Origin of the sequence: Bartonella sp. AD24XZML (genome assembly GCF_042196485.1) — a bacterium.
In the GTDB taxonomy this organism is placed as follows: Bacteria; Pseudomonadota; Alphaproteobacteria; order Rhizobiales; family Rhizobiaceae; genus Bartonella.
Genome location: NZ_JBHIQH010000052.1, coordinates 1 through 23,788, shown reverse-complemented (window position 1 = coordinate 23,788; position 23,788 = coordinate 1). Strand labels below are relative to the sequence as shown.

The window sequence follows — 23,788 nt, the reverse complement described above, 5'->3', positions numbered from 1 at the left end:
TACGAACGATCATACATATAATTTCACTATAATACGCAAAATATTAGTCGTGATATTCAAAATATTGATTTTTGAAATATTTCTTTATCTTTTGTTCTTTCGTAGACTAATTATTCGCTTCTTATACTTTATAGCGGGTGGCTTTAGAATTCTTTTTTATCTGTATCGGACTTGTAGCAGGAGGGAGAATACCATACCAACTAGACATACCATTGCTCATCACTAGCGCCATTATGTTCTTTAGCAGCATAACTGCAGCTTGGTATTAGGATGTTCTCTTACTTCATCTCACACCTACTGAATATGAGCTTATTCTTTTTCAATGAATGAAAGCCCTTTTCATTCATACATCATTCAAAATAAGAAGCGATCCGCCTTTCAAACTTTTTGTCTTCCTCACCAAACTCATGAAATCAAACCCGCATCTCACGGTATTAGTTTTTAAGACCGCGCCCCCTACCGAGTATCTGACGGAATCCTTACCCTAGAAACTCAAATGGCTTGTTTATCCTTCAGCTCCAAAATCATGAGATAAGGCAGAAGAAAGCGATGCCTTAAACAAAATATTCTAAAGAAGCTACGTTACTCAAATAAAGGAACAGAAAATGACAGTGTCTTAGGTCACATTTTAAAACTTGAGCAAGATCATAATTTATTTGCATAAACCTAAACACCTATAATTTGCACCACCCTCTGCAAAACCAAAAGTGAGAAATCCACATAACCTCTTTTCCGAAAATCTTAAAAAGACTAAACGAAACCTCTTAAACTGCTCAGCTATCTCGATACCAGTTCATTTTTTTGGAAGAACGGAGGTTTAAGCTGTTTTTGGCATCAACCTTCTTTTTTGTTCTTTTGTTTGTTAGCAGATATACTATTCACTACCCCGCCTCTTTTTAAATTAAATCTTAAGAATCGTCGCGCAATATATTTCATTTGTCCTCCTCTTCACATCTCAGAAGACGAGAATTTTTAACAAAATTCAGTCTGCAAGCAATCTCATTCTAACGGGTTCTATTTAATTTCTCCTTAATAGGATCTACTTCCATAAGACTCGACAAGAAAGATTTAAAATATTCATCATGCATTCTCAAAACATTTAATGCCTCAAGAAGGCTTATATGCCTACCATATCTTACATGATGTAGTGCGCTATAAGAAACGTTCACCTCTAGTGGTACGCTCCACTTAACGAACAAAGTGTTTTCTAAAATAGAGCAGCAAATAATGCTAAACTTTTCCCATTCATGTTTTGCTTCATAAACGCTTCATCCAAGTGGAAAGCATCACGAACAAACATGCCCAAATTGATAAAGTCTAATCGCGTGAAAGAGCGACAACAGGGTCAAGCCGTGAAGCTTGCCGCGCTGGAGAAAAGCCAAAACATATTCCTATGAGGGTTGAAAAAGTAAGAGACATAATGATCGATTCAATGGTATAGATAAGATGGATAGGTGCCTTAAACAGAAGGAACAAGCCACCGATAGAAAGCCCAAGCAAGATCCCCAAACCACCACCAATCACACAAACCAAAATCGCTTCAATGAGAAATTGCTGTAAAATATCACTTTGCCGTGCACCAACTGCCATACGCACGCCGATTTCATTGATCCGCTCAGAAACAGTGACCAACATAATATTCATCACCCCAATACCCCCCACAATCAGGGAAATAGCTGCAATTGAAGAAATTAAAAGTGTTAAGATATGTGTACTCTCCATGATACGTTCACGAAAGAATTCTGAATTTCTAATGAAAAAATCTTCTCCACCATGCCGCATAATGAGAAAACGTTTCACCATGTTTTCCGCTAAATGTGAATCGACATCATCAGCAATCCTAACAGTAATTGCACGAACTTCTGTTGTACCAAGAAAACGCGTTTGCACTGTTGTATAGGGTAAATAAAGCTGTAATGTATTTGATGTGTTTCCATTTGCGTGATTTTGCGAATCAACAACACCAATAATACGCGCTGGAACATTACCCACATGCACCACTTTGCCAAGAGGGCTTTCATGGCTATGGGGAAAAAGAACAGACAATGCTTCTTTTTCAATCACGAGATCAACCGCCCGATCATGGACACTTTTTTGATCAAAAAACTGTCCTGTGAAAACTTTGAGCCCCTGTGTCTGAAAGAATTGTTCTCCCACCCCCACAATGACGGCATTGACTTCAACTGCACCAAAACGCACTTTCGAGCTTGTTGAAATCTGAGGTGTTACACCAGAAACATAAGGTAACCCAGACAAGGCTTCTGCATCAGCTTCAACCAAACTGGTTATTTTTTCTGCTTGTGGATCAGAAAAACTTTTGCCAGGAAAAATGGTTAATGTATTAGCACCCAAACTTTTAAAATTTTCCAGAATTTTCTCTCGTGTACCATTCCCTAAAGCCACCATAGCAATAATCGCCCCAATACCGATAATCACCCCAAGCATTGTTAGAAAAGTCCGCATGCGATGTGCATTCATTGCCAACAGAGCCATCACAAACGCCTCACGGAATCGCTCAACAAAAGAACGAAAAAAGCCCAGTTTTTGTTGGCCTTTTAGATTTTGTTGTTCCTGAAGAGATTTTCCACCAACTTTTGTTTTTGCAACCCTTGACCGCTTATCAGCAATAATTTCCCCATCACTGATTTCGATAATACGCTCTGCTCTTTCAGCCACCTGCATATCATGGGTTACAATGATAATAGTACGTCCCTCTTGATGAAGTTCATCCAAAATATGCAATACTTCTTGCCCACTCTTTTTGTCCAATGCACCAGTTGGTTCATCTGCAAGAATGACCTCCGCATTATTCATGAGCGCCCGAGCAATAGAAACACGTTGTTGCTGACCACCGGACAGCTGATTTGGACGATGATTTATCCGATCACCCATGCCCAAACGTGTTAAAAGATCCTGTGCCCGCTGTTTCCTTGCTTCCACGGCACTTCCCGCATAAATAGCCGGAATTTCAACATTACCAAGAGCTGTCAATTCATTCAACAAATGGTAACGCTGAAAAATAAAACCAAAATGATTACGTCGCAAAGCCGACAATTCATCCGCAGAAAGGGAAGCTATTTCTTTACCAGAGATCCAATAACGGCCAGAAGTTGGACGGTCAAGACAGCCTAAAATATTCATCAAGGTAGATTTACCTGAACCGGAAGCACCTACAATTGCCACCATTTCACCACGTTTAATGGTAAGATTGATGTTTTTCAAAACGGTAACAAACGCTTCGCCCGCAGGAAATTTGCGCACAATATTTTCCAAGACGAAGACAGCATCTGCTTGATTTGTACTCATGCTTTAACTCTCGTCTTCGCTATGCATGTTAGAAGACTCGGGCATCACTCCATCAGACGAACTGGTGACGACGACATCACCCTCGTTAAGTCCTGAAATAATCTCTGCCATAACCTTATTATTCAACCCAACGCTCACCTGTTTAGTAACCAACTTATTTTCCCCCACCAAAACAGAAACCCATGCTTTACGCTCTTTTGTCTCATCGCGTAAAGCATTACTTGGAACCAACAAGACATTCTGTGCGCGCCCTAAGATAATATGAACTTGAGCAGTCATATAGGTTCGCAAAAAATTGTCCGCATTATCAACATGTAGAATTCCGTTATAATAAATAGCCGATGAGATTAAAGCACTAGAACCACTCACCATACCAGGATTAATACTCACATCAGCACGAATTGTTTCAGGAGCCGGCTCTACTTTTTCTAAAACGCCTTCATAACGACGCTGTGAATTACCTAGAACTGTAAAATAAAGTGGTTGTCCAGCTCGGACTTTAAGAACATCTGCTTCTGAGATTTGCGCCTTAATCGTCATCTTTGATAAATCACCCAAAATAACAATTGTTGGCGCCGACTGAACCGCATTCACATTCTGCCCTTCTTCCACAACTGTTGCCAAAACCGTTCCCGCTGAAGGGGCTGTGATGCGTGTATAACCTAAATTAACCTCTGCACTCTCCACATCAATTTGTGCTTGCACAATCTGCTGACGAAGTTGTTCAATTTGCGCCTCGCGTATTTTCACCTGTGTCACTGCATCATCAAGATTAGCTTTTGAAATTGCACGCGATTCGATCATTTTTTTCTGACGCTCTAAATTTTTCTGTGCAAGAGAAAGATAGGCTTCTTGTTCTACCAAACTCGCATAATAATGCGATAATGCTGCTTTTTTTCTTTTTAAATCATTTTCCTGATCTGTAGGATCAATTTCTGCTAAGAGATCGCCTTCTTTCACAACACTCCCAGGGGAAACATGCATTGACACCACACGCCCTGTTGCTCGCGCACCAACAGCCACCAACCGGTAAGGACGTACAAGACCAGAAGCTAAAACACTTTCCTCAATATCCCCACGCTTCACCACCGCTGTTATATAAGTTGGAGTAGATGTTCCAAAAAAAAACAGAACGCAACCATAAAAACAAGAGAATGAGAAATATAGCAGTTAAAAAGAAGGAAAGTTTTTTGTGTTTTGTAATGAAATTTTTGAGTAAGTTTTTTTTCATTTCCCTACCTTTGCACGCGAACGAGGTACACCATCAACGACTTCCGGACGTGATACATCAACAACGCCATCCCAGCCCCCCCCCAATGCTTTCATCAACGTGATATATTGTGTAACCAAAGAAACACGGCTATCTTTAAGTGCCATTTGTGCAGAATAATAAGAGCGATCAGCATTTAACAATTCAAGAAAACTGGTATTTCCATTCTCAAAAAGGCTCCGTGAAAGTTTTAAGGAATGAAGAGAAGCTTTATTCGCAACGATTAGCTTTTCTAAGCGTTGATGTTCCTTCGTTAATCTTACCAACGCATTTTCTACATCTTCTAAAGCTCCCAACACAGCAGCCCGATAAGTAATAAAAGCTTGATCACGCTGTGCACGCGCAACAGCAATAGAAGCCTCAACCTGACCTCCATTAAAAAAAGGAAAACGAAGACCAGGTCCAAAAGACCAGCCAATCGTTGAATTTTTCCATAACTGATCTATCGCAGTTGCGGCTGTCGAAATATTACCTGTTAAAGTAAGTGATGGATAGCGATCTGCTTCACGTTGACCAATCCGCGCTGTCGCTTGCGCATATTGACGCTCTGCCCGTCGTAAATCCGGACGTGTTAACAAAATATCAGCTGGAATTCCTGCTGGTATCGGCCAGCGCGGTTGTGGAATCTTTGCATGGTTAGCATTTTTTTGTAAAAGAGCCTTCAATGCCGTAGGCACACGACCAATTAAGACAGAAAGGCGATGAACGCTCATTGCTAAATTCGCTTCCATCTGTGATATATCTGCTTCTGTATTTGCCATTTGTGCTTGCGCATTTGAAACATCGAGCTCAGAAACATCACCAGCTGTTAATCTAGCACGCATCAATTCATAGGTTTTACGTTGTGATACAGCAATTTGACGCACAATCAACAATTTCTGTTGCCAACCACGCATTTGTACATAATTTGTTGCCACATCTCCTAGCAATGTCACCATGGTAGCACGCATATCTTCCACAGCCGCATCAAGACCATAACGTGCTGCTTCAACCGCTCGTTTATGCCCACCAAAAAAATCAAGCTCCCAGCTTGCATCAAAACCACTACGGTATTGGTTTAACAATGCATCAGACTGTGCAGAATGACTACGAGTTCCTGAAATTGAATTGGACACATTTGGCAAAAGAGTTCCCACAACCTGTCCTAAACTCGCACGCGCCTCACGTACCCGAGCTTTGGCAACAGCAACATTATTATTTCCAGAAATCGCATAATCCATTAATGCATCTAGAACAGGGTCATTCAAACGCCGCCACCATCCGGCAAGCGCAACTGGCTGTCCTGCAGTCTGTGCAGATTTTTCTCCCCAAACTGCTGGAACACGAAAAGATGTTTTCTGGTAATTGGGACCAACCATACATCCTGACAAAAGCAACCACAACAAGACACTAGAAAGTAATCCACGAGAAGCGCCCCTTTTGAGATTTCTGATATACATCTAGTCTCCCGCATTCTTTCAGAATCATTATTTAATATTAATACTTTATTTACCTCTTATTTCAAACTTGACGTGAAAAATCAAATACAGTTTGCACAGGAATATGATCTGAAGGGCGTTCCCATCCGCGCGCATCACGAAAAATCGAAAGATCTACAACAAAAGGTGCTAAATCAGGAGAAGACCAAACATGATCAAGCCGCCGCCCATAATCGGTAAATGCCCAATCGCGTGCACGATAACTCCACCATGTATAAAGCTTGGTAGGAGCAGGAATATGCAACCGCATCAGATCAACCCATCCACCTTGACAACACAAATCCTGTAAACGCTCGGTTTCAATAGGAGTATGGCTTACAACCTTCAACAATTGCTGATGAGACCAAACATCCTCTGCCAAAGGAGCAATATTTAAATCGCCCACCAAAAGAGAAGAAAGACCATCTCCTTGATCCGCACGTATGGAAGACATTTCTTCTAAAAAATCAAGCTTATGACGAAATTTTTCATTCACATCAGCATCTGGAATATCTCCCCCAGCAGGAACATAAAAATTATGAATCCGCAAGCTTCTCCCATGGGCTTCCACAATAACTGAGATATAGCGACAATCTTGGTTTTGGCAAAAGAAACGCTTTTCTACCTTTTTAAAAGGCAAACGAGAAACAATAGCCACCCCGTTATAAGATTTTTGTCCACTCAATGCGATATGCTTATAACCCGCTGCTTCAAAAGCCTCCACTGGAAATAAAGCATCTGGACATTTTGTTTCCTGTAGACACAAAACATCTACGGAAAAGAGATCCAAATACTGAAAAACCTGTGCAAGACGCAAACGAATAGAATTAATATTCCAAGTTGCAATACGAAAGAACATTTGTTTTAATCCCAATGACGTAACACTCTTTCTTCATTTCTTCGAAGGAAGTGTGAACATCCCATTAGCGAACCGGACGTCTGTCCGCACATTCATAATCTGCACAGTAGTTTCCAAATTTTGTTGGTCAACAATTGTCCACTGTCGCAAAGCAGAGCCTTTAGAATCAAAAACCATTCTTATTTGCCCTGCCCCAATCGTTTTATCACGCAGAACAATCGTTACAGCCCCTGGATCTTCGCGAAATGCGAACAAGCGCCCAGAAGATACATCAATTTTATCATCCAACAAAAATTTCATTGGCGTTTGCGAAAGTTGTGAAAAGTTCCAAGTATTCAAAGCCCGATTGTTAATACCTACAAATTGGCCATCTGAAATAATCTGTAAAGGCATTTTTTTGTAAATGAAACGAATTTTCCCTGGGCGCTCTAAATAAAATGTCCCCTGAGACATTTTTCCCTTTGGACTAAACTGAATAAAATCACCTGTCATTGTTTTGATTGCCGCAAAGTGATTCACAACATTTTGCGCCTTTATCACTTTATTAGATGCTTGCGAAAAAACAGGAACAGTTAAACACCAAAAGATAATAATTCCCACTAACCCAAAGACTCTTCTTTGCGGTAAAAAAGACGTTTTCATAAAAAATGCTCCCAAGCAATACTTAATTGACCTTATAATTCATAACTTAAGTGATCAACGACGAATAAATACCCTTCTTTATAAGATAAAGATATTGTTTGAAAAAAATATCAAAAGATTTTTAAAAGTATTCTTCTTCGACAATCTCCAACACTTTTCGCTTACCCATATCATTAGCTGGACTAATAATGCCTTCTTCTTCTATCCTTTCGATCAATGTGGCGTCACGGTTATAACCAATGCCTAAACGACATTGAATATAAGAAGTTGAAGCCTTACGATCACGAAGCATAATAGCAACAGCTTGACAATAGGAATCATCTGCTAAAGAAAAAGCTAAAGAAACATCCTTTTTTATTTTTTGCGGTATCGTTTCCAAATAATCAGTCTGCGTTTAAGTTTCCGAAAGCATCCAAATTTCCTGCTTTTCTAAACGCATAATATATTCTTTTCCACCCCTAATCTATGAAGCAACATAAATTATAGTCAAGACATAATGGATTAAGGACTAAACATATTACTCGCAAACCTGAAAGCTCTTTTAAGTATCAAAAATACTTTTTTGACTTCCTTCTCACCCAAAAGAATAAAAATTTTCACCACAACCGCTCTGTAAACAGTTTGGAGTTTAGCAAATTTCACTTAGCTTCCCACCCCATATAATTCATTTATATTAAGACTCGACAGATCAGCCTTGCCCTAAATATTTAGAGCGCACTTAAAAAGACACTTAAATATCAAGTCTTACATGCTTTTACACCCCTACATTCGCAATAACATTATTTTATACCAAGATATTGATTTATAATAATTTATCTTTTTAACTTAAATCATAACGCCAAATACAATAAGATTCTTTCATCACATACTCTCTCATATTGAATCAACTCAAATCATTTGCTTGCACATTACAAGCAAGGTTGGTGTGTGGATAAAAGTTATATAAGATAAAGAATCCCCTTATAAAGAGTTCCAAGTGCCAAGGAGCTATCGCAAATCGAGAACTGGTGTATGAAAATGCAGACTTTCTACGATACAGTAAACAAACACTTGTTTTATAAGATATTATAAAAAACAACTATAAAGATTTTTCAAAAGCGCTCTTCTTCAGCAGGCACTAAAATTTCTCGTTTCCCTGCGTGATTTGCTGGACTAATGATACCTTCTTCTTCCATCCTCTCAATCAGTGTCGCAGCACGATTATAACCAATGCCTAAACGGCGTTGAATATAAGAAGTCGAAGCCTTACGATCACGAAGCACAATAGCAACAGCTTGACTATAGGGATCATCTTCTGAAGGAGAAGCCAAAGAAACATCAGCACCATCCTCTTCAACTTCTTGCGTAATTGTTTCCAAATAATCAGGTCGTGCTTGCGCTTTGAGATGCGCAACAACCTGCTCCACTTCATCATCCGCAACAAAAGGACCATGCACACGTTGAATACGTCCTCCTCCCATCATAAAGAGCATATCTCCTTGTCCCAATAATTGCTCGGCCCCCTGTTCACCTAAAATTGTTCGGCTATCAATTTTTGAACTCACAGAAAAAGAAATACGTGTAGGAAAATTGGCTTTGATCGTCCCAGTAATAACATCGACGGAAGGACGCTGTGTCGCCATAATCACGTGGATACCGGCAGCACGTGCCATTTGTGCCAAGCGTTGAACCGCGCCTTCAATGTCTTTACCAGCAACCATCATCAAATCAGCCATTTCATCAATAATGACAACAATATAGGGCATAGGACTAAAATCAAGTGTTTCCGTTTCATAAAGAGGCTCACCGGTCTCGCGATCAAATCCAACTTGAATTGTCCGCACCATTGTCTCTCCCTGACTTGCAGCTTCCCTAAGACGTGCATTAAACCCATCAATATTACGAACGCCTAGTTTTGACATTTTACTATAGCGTTCTTCCATTTCACGAACAGCCCACTTTAAAGCAATCACGGCTTTTTTAGGATCTGTCACCACGGGTGTTAATAAATGGGGAATGCCATCATAAACCGAAAGCTCAAGCATTTTCGGGTCCACCATAATGAGACGACATTGTTCAGGTGTCATACGATAAAGCAATGATAAAATCATTGTATTGATAGCAACAGACTTTCCCGATCCTGTTGTACCAGCAACCAAAAGATGGGGCATTTTTGCTAAATCTGCAACAACAGCTTCCCCCCCGATTGTCTTACCCAAAGCAAGTCCTAACTTGGCTTTGCTGTCAATAAATTCTTGCGCCTGCAACATTTCTCGTAAATAAACCATCTCACGCTTTGCATTAGGCAATTCTATTCCAATAACATTACGTCCTGGAACCACCGCAACACGCGCCGAAATCGCACGCATCGAGCGTGCAATATCATCTGCCAAACCAATGATACGGGAAGATTTAATGCCTGCAGCCGGTTCAAATTCATACAAAGTTACCACCGGTCCAGGACAAGCATCTATAATTTTTCCTTTGACCCCAAAATCTAACAAAACCCCTTCAAGCTCCTGAGAATTTGCTCTTAAAATAGCAGGAGAAAGTTTTGCATCCTTAACAGACGGTGGTGGAACCGAAAGATAATCTACAAGAGGAAGAACAAAACCACCCTTTGAAGAAGCTGTTAAAGACTTTCGATTTTTAACAGGAGAAATATAGGCTTTATTTTGATTTTCCTCACACTTTACTTTTTCACCTAAAAAAGTTGGCTCAATCCGATCAAATGGCTTTCCTTGCCCTTTACTCTGAAAACGCCTTTTGAAACAGAATAAACGAAAAAAACGTGCTTGTAAAAAATAAAAAAGATGCAAAAGAGCGCCACAAGTTGTCGCAAAAAAACCATGATTTTCACGATCCTCCTCTGCGGCATATTCCGTATCTTCTTCCAACTCAAAGACTGGATTAACGATTTCGTCTTTTGGAATGCTTTTTTCTTTTCTTTTCTTTGTTCGACGCCGCCATATCACATTACCAGCAAAAGCAGCGGTGAAAAAACCTAAAAGAATAAAAACAACACTGAAAAACACCGTGTAAGGAGGAGAAAGAAAAAGAGGAAAGACTGAAGAAGCAACACTTAAAACTTTATCTCCTAAAACCCCTCCCAATCCCATTGGCAATGGCCAATAAGTAAAAGAAGCAACAGGTGACATAAGGGCAAAAGCAATTAAAAAACAAATCGTTGATAGCACCCATAAAAAAAAGCGCAAAGTCAAATTGTAGATATTCTTTTGCGCCAACAAGAGAAAAGACCAAAATAACGGTGGCAACAAAACAGAAAGACTTGCCAAGCCAAAAAACTGCATAATAAAATCTGAAAAAATTGCCCCCATCCACCCCATAAGGTTTGTAACCTCATTTGTACTTGCATGGGTTAAAGATGGATCCTCAACATTCCACGTCGCCAAAGCAAACACACAAAAAATAATAAAGCCCAAAAGCCCAAGCCCAATAAATACCCCTATCTGACGTAAAAACATCTCAATAAGACGCGAACCTTGAGAATTTCGCACTTCTAATGAATCATAAGGAGAAGAACTTCGGTGCATCTATCAATTCCAAATACAAAACTTTCATATTTTAAAGAGTTATAACTCCCTCTCTCTTAAAAAAGGATGAAGCTTAAAACTCTGTACCGATCTGTAAACAAATAGCCTGTAAACAATCCGACGTCTTATCTAGCGCGTTCTACCTTCTAACCACTTCATATCACTCATATATCACCACCCTAAGAGACTATCCTTCATAAGGCACACAAAAAGCTCTCCCAAGATATTTATCACACGATCAACCAAAAAACACCTCATGTGTTAAAATGTCACATGGGTCCTATAGGCACCTTCCTAAACAAATAATATTTTTTATGCTACATCATGATAACGGCAAAATATGAATACTGTTTTAACCATCACGAATGACCACAATTTTTTATCTATCATACTAACTAAATACTCCCTTCAGGACAGGCATACTGAAGTAACTCACACAACTTAAAAAATACACGACCATCTTTGTTTATTTTTAGTTTTCTTTTTTATCAACCAAGTGTAAAAAGAATTGAAGAGGAATATTCAAAAAAGCTTATCCGATAAATCTGTAAGATGAATCACATAAATGATTAAGCAGAAAAACTCTGAAAAACCAATCCGTCATCAGATTGGCGCCAAAAAGAAACCTCGTTCTTGTAAAGCAGAGAGAAAAGTAAAAATTAAGATATTTTAGGCAATGTAAAAAGATATTCTTTTTAAAAGAAAGCAAACTATAAACAATGGAAGAAGTATTGTGTGTTCTAATCGCAATAAAAACGTACAACCCAATAAAAAAATTAAATCTCATAAAACTAAACAATGTGATCTGCTCATTGCAGGGGGGGCAGCTGTCGGTTTAACCCTAGCGATAGCACTCAAGCAAACAGCCCCTAATCTGAAAATAAAAATCGTTGATGCTGCTCCACAAGGAGATACCCCTGCTTCTAACATACGAACCATTGCCCTTGCTGCTGCTTCTATTCGTATGTTAAAACAATTACAATGTTGGGAATCTATAAAACCCTATGCGCAACCCATTCATTCAATGATCATCACAGATACAAGCACAAATGATCCTGTCAAACCCACTCTTTTAACCTTTGAAGGCGACATTAATCCCGGCGAGCCCTTTGCTGCTATGGTAGAGCATAGAGAACTCATCAACACTTTAAAAAAACGTGTCAAAGATCTCAATATCCCTGTTATTACAAACACCCGTGTCATTGATTTTCATCAAGAAGACCAACATACAACCGTCACTTTAAATAATGAAGAGGTTTGGCAAACAAAATTGCTTATTGCAGCTGACGGAGCCCATTCGAAATTACGCCAAAAAGCAGATCTTAAAAACTTTTCTCATCCCTATAAACAAACAGCAATCATCTGCACAGTTGAACATGAAAAACCCCATAATGGTCAAGCAATTCAACATTTTTTACCTGCCGGTCCTTTTGCTCTTCTCCCTCTCAAAGGCAACCGATCCGCCATTGTGTGGAATGAAGATCATAAAACTGCGCAATATTATCTCAAAGCTGATGCACTTATTTTTGAAACAGAACTCGAAAAACGCATTGGCCATCGATTAGGCAAACTCTCTTGGGATGGCGAACGTCAAGCTTTTCCTTTGAGTCTTTCTTTAACACGTCAATGCGTTAAACCACGTTTTGCTCTCATTGGCGATGCCGCCCATACCATCCACCCCATTGCAGGACAAGGACTCAATTTAGGATTACGCGATAGCGCTGCGCTGGCTGAAGTGATTATTGAAACAGCACGACTAGGTCTTGACATTGGCTCCCTCACGGCTTTAGAGCGCTATCAAAGCTGGAGACGTTTTGAAATTGTCCGTATGGCTTTAAGCAATGATTGGCTTAATAAACTCTTTTCTAATGATAGCCTTCTTTTACGGATGCTCCGCGATACCGGACTTGGAATCATTAATCAAGCACCAAAAATAAAAAAATACTTCATTCAAGAAGCTGCCGGACTCTCTCCAAATGCTCCACGTCTTCTACACGGCTTCCCACTTTAAGCAAAAATTCATACTATTTCACTTTTTTTACAACCTTTGCCTTCCTCCTTCAAAGAACAAAAAATTCCTATCTCATCCAATCTGTTTACAAACCGGATTCCTGTCGAGTAATTTTTTCTTGACTTCCTCCTCCCATATTTCATTTAATATAAAACTCGACAAGCAAGCTACATTCTAAGAATATTCACCATGCACTGAAAAAACGTTTAATGTCTCAAAGAGGTTACCTTATATCACCACACCTTAAAAGAAGCCATCTCACGGCATAACAAAATAAACAAGACTTTTTAGCACACAACACTTTTATTTATAATAATAAGTTCATTGTTCTCATATTGAGTGAGAAATCTAAAGATCATAAAATACCCTTATTTCAAATCTCTCTCATATTGAAGCAATCAAAATCATTCGCTTGCACATCACAAGCGAAAGTGTCGTATAAATAAAAACAATTAAACAAAGCAACAAAAAGTCTCCCCCTCTCGAGAACTAAGGACTTTAGCAACATTGGAGGCGAGTAAAGTGTATAAGGACGCCGGCTTACACTTTTTATTGAAGTACAAATGGTGCTGTACAATGGATTTTATATGATCATAGGAACTTTTACGTTATACTATTCACGAAAAGCGCTATAAAATAAGCTTAGTTGCATTGAAAAATTTTTCTTTTAAAAAAGTGCGTAAATTGGAAACATAAATGTATTCCGTTTGGGGCATTCTGCTTCTCAGACAAACTCTTTAACTTATTGTGGAAATACCACACGACTTTAGAAAAAATATTCCAATATATAACAAAGTTTTCCGTACTCTATACCATCATACACAATTGTAAACCTGCATATCACCCCCTATTTCACACCATAAAAGAAGATAAACCGCAATAGAAATGATCCAATCCTTTTATTTTCAAATACGCTCTTTATTCATTATTCATAAACGCTCATAAATGAATTTTAATCACAAACGCTCAGAAATATGTCATAAATTCTATAAAACCCATAACAGCCATAGAAATTTTCCATTTTTCTATATACTCACTCATCTCAACTAAACGAACGATAAATAAAGTAAATGCCTCGTATATAATCTTACAGAAAAAAGACCAAACAAAATCTATAACATCAGGCTTGTTCTACAGAACAGTATTTCAAAAATATAAGTATGCTAATTTATTAACATATTAATTGATAAAAGTATCATTTTACATATTGAGTTAAAATCTCTATGCAATAAATTATTCTCATTTCGACCATTTTTGTAAATAATCAATAAAACTCTTTATTTACATAGACTAAAAAGATCAACGTTAATGAAACGATAAAAAGAAGTAAAATATCCCCCTCTCTCAAATGCCAAAAGCAATTACAATATTCCAATCTGGCATCATCATTATGCTTGCCAGATTATAACAACAAGACCTTTTGCATTTAAATAAACTTTTTCACGCTCCCTATCATTGTATTTGGTAACTCAATATTTTAATATATTCGTTCAGTATGTTTATACAATCAAATTACCCAAAAGAGCATACTTCTTGCATTTACATTCTTTGGTATTCCCTTATCTTGTAAAGATCACACACGTGTTACGTTACTTCGAGTTCATCAAGTGTATACCCATTCTCCAACCACTCTTTAATCCACTTAGGTCTACGTCCACGCCCATTCCATAATTCCCATTGGTTATTGGGATTTCTATAATGGCGCTCTTTGCTCACAAGATCAGCGATATCAATTCCATGGGCATTAGCAATTTCAAGAATTTTTCGTCGCGCATTTTGCTTTTCCTTTGCTTGCCGTTTTTTTAATTCCACATCGATTTGTGTACGCATCTCTTGTAGTTCATCAAAATTCATATTCTTGAGATCATTCACCTTGATTACTCCCCTTGCAAAAAAGAATTTTTTATTGCCATATTTTTAACACAATCATAGACAATTTTTGTCTATTTATTATCGAAATTAAAATTACGATACATATATCACTTTGACGGAGATGTGCTTTGAGCCACAAAGAACTGTTTATTGGTATATCAATTACCGCCACTGCATCTTTTTTCAGCTCAATCGCTGGAACTGCTAAATGCAGTGCTCAAACACCATCACACCTCTCTGACTCTCATGAATCAGTAGTCAAAAGTAAATATAAATCGTCACTCTATAAGTTATGGCAATACGCAACAAAGAACAAGTCCTCTCTGTATAATGATGGTGTAGTTCATTATGACAAGAAAACCTCCCCTCATACACAACGGCTTTTTACTTCGTATAAATTTTTTTTGAAAAGATTTTTGCAACTAGAGAATTATATAAAACAAGCAGCTTCAATACATCATCAAAGATTATTATTTTTTAAAAGCAGTGCCTTTCTTCGTGATTCCAATAATATTGGTTGGCGTAATGTGCTCTATTTTATTCCACACTTTTATCTCGTTGGTTGGATATTCGCATATATTAGAAATATTCTTAGAAGAGAACAAAGCAATAATCACAAGGAATATTCTAAGCTAAACAATCTCATTCTGCAAATTTATAAAATCAAAAGACAACGAGAAAAAGCACAATACAGAATTAGTATTTGTATTAATAAAATTCTTCATAATAAGGTGTATTGCTAATGATTGTCCCAGATTTCACATTTTTTGCTGCTGCATACATATCCAATATGCCTCCCATGACATTTTCAGTTGTTGCCGAACAAGAAACGCAGGACAATGTCTATGTAACAGATGATAAAGATAACTTGTTCTATCAATCATCTCAGTTTAAAGAAACAATCGCAACAGCTAAACAGAGTGAACATAATTTTAACATAATTTTAGGGCAAATTGATGTTGTAAATGTGAAATTGTTTTCTCTTTTTGATGCGTTTGATTTTTGCAGAAATATTACAGTTGTACAAAGCGCTTTAACTTACTGCTATAAACAAACAACATCAAAGTGCATCTTGGAAAAAGCGACTTTGCAGTCTGTGCTGAATTTTTACAATACAGAAAACTCAAACAGCGCCTCTATACAGAAAATTACTTCATATATTGGAGTAAAAGCTGCTGTACGAGGAAATGAAGACTTGCAGGAGCCTGTAAAGCTAAAAAAAGAAGAACCGGAACAGACAACTAAAGTAGATTCTCTTCCTCTCTCTTCAAAAGGAGAGGAAGATGCATTTACACATAAAGAAAGTAGCGCCCACGATGCTTTTTCAGCTGAAGATTTTTCTTCATCAAGAAAATCGCTGAGTGATGATTGATATTTTCACGAAAACCCAGAATTTTGATAGGATATTATAATGAAAGGTAGATAAGAAAATGTTAAAGCTCTAATTAGTAAGATTGAAAAAAATCTCTTCTAATTGAGGGCAAAAATAATGAAAATGATAGAACAAAACAGCGTTGATATGGCATTTAGTCAAAAAGCAGCACGTGAGATTACAGTCGTGATGCTTTCAGAAAGAGAATGGTATTTCACGTTTATTTCCGATGATCCAATCACCGGAAAACCAAATAAATATACGTTACTTACACAAAGAGGAAAACTAAGAACTTGGGCTGATCCAAAATATCTCTTTAAGTTTCTTCATGAACGAGGGGTCATTTGTGGGAGTTTTAATCTTAATCAGGATAAAGAACATGAAACAATTAAATATTCTTCACACAACAGCTCGTAATAAAATTGCTGCATTTTCTGCAGCTTTAACTGTATTTTTTATGATCAATCCTGTATTCGCTCAAGCAACGGGTTTAGATCCTGCAAAAAAAGCTTTAGGACTGCTTCAAACAGATTTAAAAACGATTATCCCTATCGCTGCTGCCGTAATACTTTTGTGCTTAGCAATTGGTTATGCAGGGCGCTATATCGGAAAAGACACATTTGTACGGTGGGCAATCGGTGTCGTTATCGCTGGTTCAGCAACTGAACTTGCTAGTTTATTATTTAAACCCAACTAATAAATCTTTTGAAACATGAAATGCTTCTTTCGTAAAAAAGAAATTTAGGTTTCTCTGCTTTTATTTCACATCAATAAAATTATTCCTTATTTCATGGAAAAACCACTTACGCCAAATGCAATTTGATAAGGTTGAACAATATGAGGACATTAATCAATTTTCAATTGAACGATAATAATAATAAAATTACCGCAGCCTCCGCAGCTTTAACTGTATTTTTTATGAACAATTCCGTATGGGCTCAAGCAGCACAAGGTTTGAAAAACGCAGATACAGCTTTAAAAGCGCTCCAAAACGACTTGAAAGAAATTATCCCTATCGCCGCTGCCGTGATACTTTTGTGCTTAGCAATTGCTTACGCAGGGCGCTACATTGGAAAAGATACATTCGTACGGTGGGCAATCGGGGTCGTTATCGCTGGTTCGCAGCTGAACTTGCTGGGTTGTTATTTAAAAACGCCTGATAAATCTTATTAAACACGAAGTGTCTCTATTATAAAAAGAAACTGAGATTTCTGTATTTTTATTTAGTGAAATAACAAACTATATCAAAAAAGAGATTAATACCAACTGTAATCTAAATTGGAATAAGCAATATGAAACAATTAAAAACTCTTCAAACAATGATTTGGAATAAAACTACTAAAACCTCTGCAGCTTTAACTGTATTTTTTATGGCCAATCCTGTGTTAGCCCAAGCAGTAGTTTTAACTCCTGCAGACAACGCTTTAAAAGCGCTCCAAAAAGACTTGAAAGATATTATCCCCATTGCTGCTGCCGTGATACTTTTGTGTTTAGCAATTGGTTATGCAGGACGCTACATCGGAAAAGATACATTCGTACGGTGGGCAATTGGTGTCGTTATCGCGGGTTCAGCAGCTGAACTTGCAAATATGTTATTCAAAAGCGCGTAATAAAAATGACTATTAAAGTCATGCTGTATAAAATATCTTTTTATCCTAAAGCGAAATTTAAATTGAGATAAACAATATGAAAAAATCAAAAGTTCTTCAAACAATAATTCGGAATAAAGCTACTAAAACCTCTGCAGCTTTAACTGTATTTTTTATGGCCAATCCTGTGTTAGCCCAAGCAGTAGTTTTAGATCCTGCCAATAAAGCTTTAACTGCTCTCCAAACAGACTTGAAAGCGATTATCCCTCTTGCTGCTGCCGTGATACTTTTGTGCTTAGCAATTGCTTATGCAGGACGCTACATCGGAAAAGATACATTCGTACGATGGGCAATCGGTGTTGTTATCGCTGGTTCAGCAACCCAACTTGCAAATATGTTATTCACAGGCGCGTAATGAGAATGAATATTAAAGTCATTCAGTATAAAATATCTTTTTATTCTAAAGAGAAATCTAAATTGAGACAAACAATATGAGACAACCAAATACCCTTCAAACAATAGTTAGAAATAAAAATATTAAAATTTCTGCAACTTTAATTATATTTTTTATGAGCAATTCTGTATATGCTCAAGTAAAATTAACAAATGCAAAAACTGCTTTGGAGGCTTTACAGAACGACCTCATTAAAAACATTATCCCTATTGCTGCTGCTGTTATACTTTTATGCTTAGCCATTCTCTATGCAGGGCGCTACATCGAAAAGGATACATTTATACGATGGGCAATCGGTGTTATCATTGCTGGATCAGCAACCCAACTTGCTACACTGCTATTTACAGGTGTTGTGTGAATAAGTATAATACAAAATGTTTTTAAGATGAAATTGCATCTAATAATTATTAATATGGCAAAATTCTATTCCATTTATGATAGAAATACAAAGCATTCATGAAACTTTAATAAGAGTAAAATATGCAAAAACTAATCAACCTTCAATCAAAAAATAACAACAGAATCATTGTAATTTCTGCGACTATAGCTGCGTTTTTTATAACGTATCCCGCATATGCAGAAATAAAGAATGCTAAAGACGCTTTAACAGCTCTACAAACAGACCTTATTACCAATATTATTCCTGTTGCTGCTGCCGTTATACTTTTGTGCTTAGCAATTGGTTACGCAGGACGTTACATTGAAAGAGATACATTTATACGATGGGCAATCGGTGTTATCATCGCTGGATCAGCAACCCAACTTGCGAAGCTGTTATTCACAGGTACAGTTAGTTAAAACTAAAGATAGCAACTATGATACAAAATGTTATCTATAACCTTAATGAGAGAAATATGCAAAAATTAATTAATGTCCAAACACAAAATAACAACAGAATCATAGTAAATTCTACAGCTATAATTGCGTTTTTTATAACACAGTCTGCATATGCAAATGCAAAATTAGCTCCTGCTGAAAAAGCTCTAAATGCTCTAAAAACAGATCTTATTACCAATATTATTCCTGTTGCTGCTGCCGTGATACTTTTGTGCTTAGCAATTGGTTACGCAGGCCGCTACATAGGAAAAGATACGTTTGTACGGTGGGCAATCGGCGTTGTCATTGCTGGCTCGGCAACCCAACTTGCTACACTGCTATTTACAGGTAAAGCATAAATTAGTATAATACGTAATGTTTTTAATATTCGTTGATTATAGATTTGTACCAGTAATAATATCGCTCATACTACGAAAAAAGGAATATTATTTATAGCAACTTTAATTAAAAGGGGATAAAAGATATGAAACGATTAAATACGCTTCAATCAAAAATATGTAAGATTAGTGCTATTTTTATAACTTTTATTGCGTTATTAATAACTCAATCTGCATATGCTCAGACGGAAACAAAGAGTTTAAATGTTTTCATAGGGATGCAATATGGATTAAGTATAATTATTCCTATCGTTGCTGCTATCATTCTTTTGTTACTTTTGCTTATTTATATATTTCGCATTATCGCAAGAGCTACATTTATGCGATGGGCATTCAGTGTCATTATTGCTGGTGCAGCTTTTTATATTAGCCACATATTATTTCACCTCCAGTGACGAGAACATTCCATGAAATCGCAAGAAAAAAAAGAATTCCCCCTATTCAAGGGAGCAACACGTGTTCCAACGATATGGGGTGTTCCCATGATGCCATTTATCGTTATGGTTATGGGGGTTGCTGTTATTGCTATGACAGTAAGTATCTTTTTGTGGATTATAGCACCTCCATTATGGTTTATTATGGTGCAAATTACTAAAAACGATGATAAGGCGTTTCGTATCTGGTGGTTATGGATCGATACTAAATTTCGCAATCGCAACAAAGGTTTTTGGGGCGCATCAAGTTATAGTCCCTCTGATTATAGTAAAAGGAGATAAAGCATGACAGCTGTTGAAAGCAGCAAACGCCTTGCATCAGAGACACCTGTAAGCCTGTTTCTGCCTTATTCACATCATATTACAGATACGATTATTTCTACTAAAAATGCGGAATATTTGTCAATTTGGAAAATTGACGGGCGTTCGCATCAAAGCGCTTCAGAAGAAGATATTTTTCAATGGATAAAAGAGCTTAACAATACTCTACGGGGTCTTGCATCAGCCAATTTATCATTTTGGACGCATATTGTGCGCCGCCGTGTTTATGAATATCCTGATTCAACATTTGATCAAATGTTTTGCTATCAACTTGATGAAAAATATCGACAAAGCTTTACTGGTTATAATTTGATGGTCAATGATTTATATCTGACTGTCATTTTTCAACCGATAGCGGATAAAATTATGTCGTTCTTTTCTAAACATGAACGTGAAACGCTTGATCAAAAAAAGATGCGACAAGACACATGTATCAAAGAACTCAATGACATCAATCGTACTTTAGGCCAATCTTTAAACCGTTACGGTGCAGAACTTCTTGGTGCTTATGAAAAAAATGGGCATGTTTATTCTTCTGCACTTGAATTCCTTGGAATGCTTGTCAATGGTGAATATCGCCCTATGCCAATTTGCCATGACCGTTTTGCTGACTATATGTCTGTCAATCGACCTTTTTTCTCAAAATGGGGCGCTCTTGGTGAACTGCGAACAACCAGTGGAATGCGTCGATTTGGAATGCTGGAAATTAAAGAATATGATGCAACAACCAAACCAGGACAATTGAATGTTTTGTTGGAAAGTGACTTCGAGTTCGTATTGACACAGAGCTTTTCGGTGCTCTCCCGACATGCTGCTAAAGATTATTTACAACGGCATCAGCGTAATCTGATTGATGCACGAGATGTGGCAACGAGCCAAATTGAACAAATTGATGAAGCACTAAACCAGCTTATCAGTGGGCATTTTGTCATGGGAGAACATCACTGCACATTGACGATCTATGGTGATACAATTCAACAAGTTCGCGACCATATGGCCAAAGCAAGTGCAGCATTACTAGATGTTGCGGTACTACCCAAACCTGTAGACTTAGCAATAGAGGCTGGCTATTGGGCACAACTTCCTGGCAATTGGAAATGGAGACCGCGTCCTGCTCCGATTACATCATTGAACTTTTTATCATTTTCATCTTTTCATAACTTTATGTCAGGAAAACCCACTGGCAACCCATGGGGACCAGCCGTCACAATTCTTAAAACAACCAGTAAAACGCCGCTTTATTTCAATTTTCATGCCTCCAAACTTGAAGAGGACTCAACAGATAAACGTTTACTTGGTAATACCGCGCTTATCGGACAATCTGGTTCGGGTAAAACCGTGTTACTCGGCTTTTTGTTAGCACAAGCACAAAAATTTAAGCCGACAACTGTTGTTTTTGATAAAGATCGTGGTATGGAAATTGCCATTCGGGCGATGGGTGGAAAATATTTAACATTCAAGCCAGGCAGAAAAAGTGGTTTCAATCCTTTCCAACTCCCACCCACACAAGAAAATCTTATTTTTCTGAAACAATTTGTTAAAAAATTGGCAGAAGCTGGCGGTGAAGTCACGCATCACGACGAAGAAGAAATTAACAAAGCAGTTATGTCTGTTATGAGTGCTAACATTGACAGATCACTCCGTCGTTTGTCCTTTCTAGTACAATTTTTACCAAATCCACGTTTAAGTGATTATAATGCTCACCCATCTGTTCATGCTCGCTTACTAAAATGGTGTGAAGGTGGTGATTATGGGTGGTTGTTTGATAATCCCCATGATGCTCTTGATCTCTCAACACATCAAATTTACGGTTTTGATATCACGGAATTCTTAGATAATTTTGAAACTCGCACTCCAGTGATGATGTATTTGCTTTACCGCACAGAAGGCATGATTAGCGGACAGCGATTTATGTATATCTTTGACGAGTTTTGGAAGCCTTTGCAAGATCCGTACTTTGAGGATTTAGCGAAAAATAAACAAAAGACTATCCGTAAACAAAATGGTATTTTTGTTTATGCAACACAAGAGCCTAGCGATGCCTTGGAAAGTAATATTGCCAAAACACTCATTCAACAGTGTGCAACTTACATTTTTCTAGCCAATCCCAAAGCAAATTATGAAGATTATACAAAAGGCTTTAAACTAACAGATGCCGAATTTGAACTCGTTAAAGGACTTGGTGAGTTTAGTCGCCAATTCCTCATTAAGCAGGGTGATCAATCTGCGCTTGCAGAACTGAATCTTGGTAAATTCCATCTGACACGCGATGGAAAAACCATCGAACACGACTTTAGTGACGAGCTCTTGGTGTTATCAGGAACGCCTGATAACGCAGAGTTAGCCGAAAGCATTATCGCAGAAGTTGGTGATGATCCAGCAATATGGTTGCCAATTTTCTTACAGCACGCAAAAAATGACAGGAGGGAAACATGAAAAAAAAGGTCATTTCAATAGTAGTTGTAATAACTTTAGGGATTTCAAACCCAGCGATGGCTTGGGTTTGGGGCGCTGGGGCGGCGGATTTGGGAGCATCAGTCCCAACGACGTGGCCCAATTTTTTTGGAAAGTCATCTTCAAATAGATCAAAGCCTAAAAAAACTCCACAGCAAAAGAAAGCGCCACCTGATGCTCAACTTCTCGATATGCTAAAAAAACAACTTGAGGAAACAAAAAAGATACACGAATCTATAACGGGAAGCCAAAAATTCGACACTAAAAAGCTTAAAAATGTACAAACAGATCACAGTAGCTTTTTTCTCAAAAATCCAGAGAATCTCTACAATAGAAATAAAACTTCTGCTCTATCTACATCACTTGAAAATATTTTAAAAGAAGAAGAAATTCCTGTCACTATCCATGAATCTAGCAGTTTTATCAACAAGCGCATCCAATATGCAGCCATCACTGATAAAGCCGTAAGTTTAAAAACTTTTCAAGAAGCAAACAATCGTTTTCAGCAAATTGAAGAACTATTAAAAGAAATCACGACAACAAAAGATCTAAAAAGTATTGCCGAGTTACAAGCACATATAATTGGAATGCTTGCTATGCTACAAAATGAAACAGCAAAACTACAAATGGTTACACATTTACGCAATGCTGAACATACACTTATCAAACAACAGAAAGATAAGCATAACATAAAAATTTTGAATAGTAAAAACACGAAAATGCCTACCATAAGATTTATTAGGTAAAGCTTTTATAATAACGTTTTGTATATTATTTCCCTGTATGCTCGTAAAAAGAAAAAGTTAATGCGTAATACTCAATTCTCTCTCATAGATCAAAAAGGTCTACGAAGTTTAATTTTATCCTTAAAAAGTTCAACGAAAAATGCTTAAAAATCATATAAAAAGTTGAAAATTCATTAAAGAGGAATTCCATGGACTTTACAGTGTTCACGCAACTTTTCAATAAAATTGATCAGATAACAAAAACATATGTCACG

General features: G+C 37.5%; 21 protein-coding genes and 2 pseudogenes. 15 read left to right on the top strand and 8 right to left on the bottom strand.

The features are described from left to right. Nucleotides 1-1,317 precede the first annotated feature (1,317 nt). The 7 genes and pseudogenes from ACFIMX_RS04710 to ACFIMX_RS04680 all read right to left on the bottom strand — a co-directional run bounded on the left by ACFIMX_RS04710 (nucleotide 1,318) and on the right by ACFIMX_RS04680 (nucleotide 11,067). Nucleotides 1,318-3,306, bottom strand: a complete 1,989-nt coding sequence (locus tag ACFIMX_RS04710; protein ID WP_375694094.1) for a MacB family efflux pump subunit — start codon at nucleotides 3,304-3,306, stop codon at nucleotides 1,318-1,320. A 3-nt stretch (nucleotides 3,307-3,309) separates the two neighbouring features. Beyond that, nucleotides 3,310-4,537 (bottom strand): annotated as a pseudogene (locus ACFIMX_RS04705) (efflux RND transporter periplasmic adaptor subunit). Continuing rightward, nucleotides 4,534-6,015 carry an efflux transporter outer membrane subunit gene (locus tag ACFIMX_RS04700; protein WP_375694093.1) on the bottom strand — a complete coding sequence of 494 codons (1,482 nt, stop codon included), beginning with the start codon at nucleotides 6,013-6,015 and terminating at the stop codon, nucleotides 4,534-4,536. The pseudogene ACFIMX_RS04705 and the gene ACFIMX_RS04700 overlap by 4 nt, the downstream one beginning before the upstream one ends. Before the next feature lie 61 nt (nucleotides 6,016-6,076). Further along, nucleotides 6,077-6,892 carry an exodeoxyribonuclease III gene (locus ACFIMX_RS04695; protein WP_375617894.1) on the bottom strand — a complete coding sequence of 272 codons (816 nt, stop codon included), beginning with the start codon at nucleotides 6,890-6,892 and terminating at the stop codon, nucleotides 6,077-6,079. Between the two features lie 33 nt (nucleotides 6,893-6,925). Further along, entirely contained in the window at nucleotides 6,926-7,534 is a 609-nt protein-coding gene (locus ACFIMX_RS04690) for an outer membrane lipoprotein carrier protein LolA (RefSeq protein ID WP_375617820.1), read from the bottom strand. 121 nt (nucleotides 7,535-7,655) lie between these two features. Further along, nucleotides 7,656-7,919: pseudogene (locus tag ACFIMX_RS04685) on the bottom strand (DNA translocase FtsK); the annotation flags it as partial. 706 nt (nucleotides 7,920-8,625) lie between these two features. Beyond that, nucleotides 8,626-11,067, bottom strand: coding sequence for a DNA translocase FtsK 4TM domain-containing protein (locus ACFIMX_RS04680; protein WP_375617819.1), 2,442 nt, complete (start codon nucleotides 11,065-11,067; stop codon nucleotides 8,626-8,628). Nucleotides 11,068-11,800: 733 nt separating this feature from the next. On the opposite strand from ACFIMX_RS04680, the gene ACFIMX_RS04675 reads away from it, so the two are divergent. Then, on the top strand, nucleotides 11,801-13,078 hold the full coding sequence (locus tag ACFIMX_RS04675; RefSeq protein WP_375617818.1) for a ubiquinone biosynthesis hydroxylase: 1,278 nt from the start codon (nucleotides 11,801-11,803) through the stop codon (nucleotides 13,076-13,078). Nucleotides 13,079-14,662: 1,584 nt separating this feature from the next. Here the strand turns inward: ACFIMX_RS04675 and ACFIMX_RS04670 are convergent. Further along, on the bottom strand, nucleotides 14,663-14,950 hold the full coding sequence (locus ACFIMX_RS04670; RefSeq protein ID WP_015857007.1) for an H-NS family nucleoid-associated regulatory protein: 288 nt from the start codon (nucleotides 14,948-14,950) through the stop codon (nucleotides 14,663-14,665). Between the two features lie 128 nt (nucleotides 14,951-15,078). On the opposite strand from ACFIMX_RS04670, the gene ACFIMX_RS04665 reads away from it, so the two are divergent. The 14 genes from ACFIMX_RS04665 to ACFIMX_RS04600 all read left to right on the top strand — a co-directional run bounded on the left by ACFIMX_RS04665 (nucleotide 15,079) and on the right by ACFIMX_RS04600 (nucleotide 23,534). Then, on the top strand, nucleotides 15,079-15,693 hold the full coding sequence (locus ACFIMX_RS04665) for a hypothetical protein (protein ID WP_375617817.1): 615 nt from the start codon (nucleotides 15,079-15,081) through the stop codon (nucleotides 15,691-15,693). Between the two features lie 56 nt (nucleotides 15,694-15,749). Next, a complete protein-coding gene (locus tag ACFIMX_RS04660; RefSeq protein ID WP_375694092.1) occupies nucleotides 15,750-16,322 on the top strand; it encodes a TrwN protein in 573 nt (190 codons plus the stop codon). Nucleotides 16,323-16,439: 117 nt separating this feature from the next. Next, on the top strand, nucleotides 16,440-16,739 hold the full coding sequence (gene korA, locus ACFIMX_RS04655; RefSeq protein ID WP_375613158.1) for a KorA family transcriptional regulator: 300 nt from the start codon (nucleotides 16,440-16,442) through the stop codon (nucleotides 16,737-16,739). Continuing rightward, the gene (gene trwL / locus ACFIMX_RS04650) at nucleotides 16,702-17,019 is read left to right on the top strand and encodes a VirB2 family type IV secretion system major pilin TrwL (protein ID WP_375617815.1); all 318 of its coding nucleotides are present in this window, start codon (nucleotides 16,702-16,704) and stop codon (nucleotides 17,017-17,019) included. Before korA ends, trwL (ACFIMX_RS04650) begins: the two co-directional genes overlap by 38 nt. A 140-nt stretch (nucleotides 17,020-17,159) precedes the next feature. Beyond that, entirely contained in the window at nucleotides 17,160-17,495 is a 336-nt protein-coding gene (gene trwL / locus ACFIMX_RS04645; RefSeq protein WP_375694091.1) for a VirB2 family type IV secretion system major pilin TrwL, read from the top strand. Nucleotides 17,496-17,614: 119 nt separating this feature from the next. Next, nucleotides 17,615-17,932, top strand: a complete 318-nt coding sequence (trwL, locus tag ACFIMX_RS04640) for a VirB2 family type IV secretion system major pilin TrwL (RefSeq protein ID WP_375640394.1) — start codon at nucleotides 17,615-17,617, stop codon at nucleotides 17,930-17,932. Nucleotides 17,933-18,008: 76 nt separating this feature from the next. Beyond that, on the top strand, nucleotides 18,009-18,326 hold the full coding sequence (gene trwL, locus ACFIMX_RS04635; protein ID WP_375617812.1) for a VirB2 family type IV secretion system major pilin TrwL: 318 nt from the start codon (nucleotides 18,009-18,011) through the stop codon (nucleotides 18,324-18,326). A gap of 76 nt (nucleotides 18,327-18,402) precedes the next feature. Continuing rightward, nucleotides 18,403-18,723 (top strand): VirB2 family type IV secretion system major pilin TrwL, encoded by a 321-nt coding sequence (gene trwL, locus ACFIMX_RS04630; protein WP_375640397.1) that lies wholly within the window; start codon nucleotides 18,403-18,405, stop codon nucleotides 18,721-18,723. Between the two features lie 122 nt (nucleotides 18,724-18,845). After that, nucleotides 18,846-19,163, top strand: coding sequence for a VirB2 family type IV secretion system major pilin TrwL (trwL, locus tag ACFIMX_RS04625; protein WP_375610330.1), 318 nt, complete (start codon nucleotides 18,846-18,848; stop codon nucleotides 19,161-19,163). Between the two features lie 56 nt (nucleotides 19,164-19,219). Continuing rightward, a complete protein-coding gene (trwL, locus tag ACFIMX_RS04620; RefSeq protein ID WP_375617810.1) occupies nucleotides 19,220-19,540 on the top strand; it encodes a VirB2 family type IV secretion system major pilin TrwL in 321 nt (106 codons plus the stop codon). Nucleotides 19,541-19,665: 125 nt separating this feature from the next. Further along, nucleotides 19,666-19,974, top strand: coding sequence for a conjugal transfer protein (locus ACFIMX_RS04615; protein WP_375617809.1), 309 nt, complete (start codon nucleotides 19,666-19,668; stop codon nucleotides 19,972-19,974). Nucleotides 19,975-19,986: 12 nt separating this feature from the next. After that, nucleotides 19,987-20,295, top strand: a complete 309-nt coding sequence (locus ACFIMX_RS04610) for a type IV secretion system protein VirB3 (RefSeq protein ID WP_375613868.1) — start codon at nucleotides 19,987-19,989, stop codon at nucleotides 20,293-20,295. 3 nt (nucleotides 20,296-20,298) lie between these two features. Beyond that, nucleotides 20,299-22,770, top strand: coding sequence for a VirB4 family type IV secretion/conjugal transfer ATPase (locus ACFIMX_RS04605; RefSeq protein ID WP_375617808.1), 2,472 nt, complete (start codon nucleotides 20,299-20,301; stop codon nucleotides 22,768-22,770). Then, nucleotides 22,767-23,534 (top strand): type IV secretion system protein, encoded by a 768-nt coding sequence (locus ACFIMX_RS04600; RefSeq protein WP_375617807.1) that lies wholly within the window; start codon nucleotides 22,767-22,769, stop codon nucleotides 23,532-23,534. Before ACFIMX_RS04605 ends, ACFIMX_RS04600 begins: the two co-directional genes overlap by 4 nt. Nucleotides 23,535-23,788 lie beyond the last annotated feature (254 nt).

Coding starts and splice junctions, on each gene's coding strand:
- ACFIMX_RS04710 (WP_375694094.1), bottom strand. CDS start 3,306: ATGAGTACAAATCAAGCAGATGCTGTCTTCGTCTTGGAAAATATTGTG.
- ACFIMX_RS04700 (WP_375694093.1), bottom strand. CDS start 6,015: ATGTATATCAGAAATCTCAAAAGGGGCGCTTCTCGTGGATTACTTTCT.
- ACFIMX_RS04695 (WP_375617894.1), bottom strand. CDS start 6,892: ATGTTCTTTCGTATTGCAACTTGGAATATTAATTCTATTCGTTTGCGT.
- ACFIMX_RS04690 (WP_375617820.1), bottom strand. CDS start 7,534: ATGAAAACGTCTTTTTTACCGCAAAGAAGAGTCTTTGGGTTAGTGGGA.
- ACFIMX_RS04680 (WP_375617819.1), bottom strand. CDS start 11,067: ATGCACCGAAGTTCTTCTCCTTATGATTCATTAGAAGTGCGAAATTCT.
- ACFIMX_RS04660 (WP_375694092.1), top strand. CDS start 15,750: ATGACATTTTCAGTTGTTGCCGAACAAGAAACGCAGGACAATGTCTAT.
- korA (WP_375613158.1), top strand. CDS start 16,440: ATGAAAATGATAGAACAAAACAGCGTTGATATGGCATTTAGTCAAAAA.
- trwL (WP_375617815.1), top strand. CDS start 16,702: ATGAAACAATTAAATATTCTTCACACAACAGCTCGTAATAAAATTGCT.
- trwL (WP_375694091.1), top strand. CDS start 17,160: ATGAGGACATTAATCAATTTTCAATTGAACGATAATAATAATAAAATT.
- trwL (WP_375640394.1), top strand. CDS start 17,615: ATGAAACAATTAAAAACTCTTCAAACAATGATTTGGAATAAAACTACT.
- trwL (WP_375617812.1), top strand. CDS start 18,009: ATGAAAAAATCAAAAGTTCTTCAAACAATAATTCGGAATAAAGCTACT.
- trwL (WP_375640397.1), top strand. CDS start 18,403: ATGAGACAACCAAATACCCTTCAAACAATAGTTAGAAATAAAAATATT.
- trwL (WP_375610330.1), top strand. CDS start 18,846: ATGCAAAAACTAATCAACCTTCAATCAAAAAATAACAACAGAATCATT.
- trwL (WP_375617810.1), top strand. CDS start 19,220: ATGCAAAAATTAATTAATGTCCAAACACAAAATAACAACAGAATCATA.
- ACFIMX_RS04615 (WP_375617809.1), top strand. CDS start 19,666: ATGAAACGATTAAATACGCTTCAATCAAAAATATGTAAGATTAGTGCT.
- ACFIMX_RS04610 (WP_375613868.1), top strand. CDS start 19,987: ATGAAATCGCAAGAAAAAAAAGAATTCCCCCTATTCAAGGGAGCAACA.
- ACFIMX_RS04605 (WP_375617808.1), top strand. CDS start 20,299: ATGACAGCTGTTGAAAGCAGCAAACGCCTTGCATCAGAGACACCTGTA.
- ACFIMX_RS04600 (WP_375617807.1), top strand. CDS start 22,767: ATGAAAAAAAAGGTCATTTCAATAGTAGTTGTAATAACTTTAGGGATT.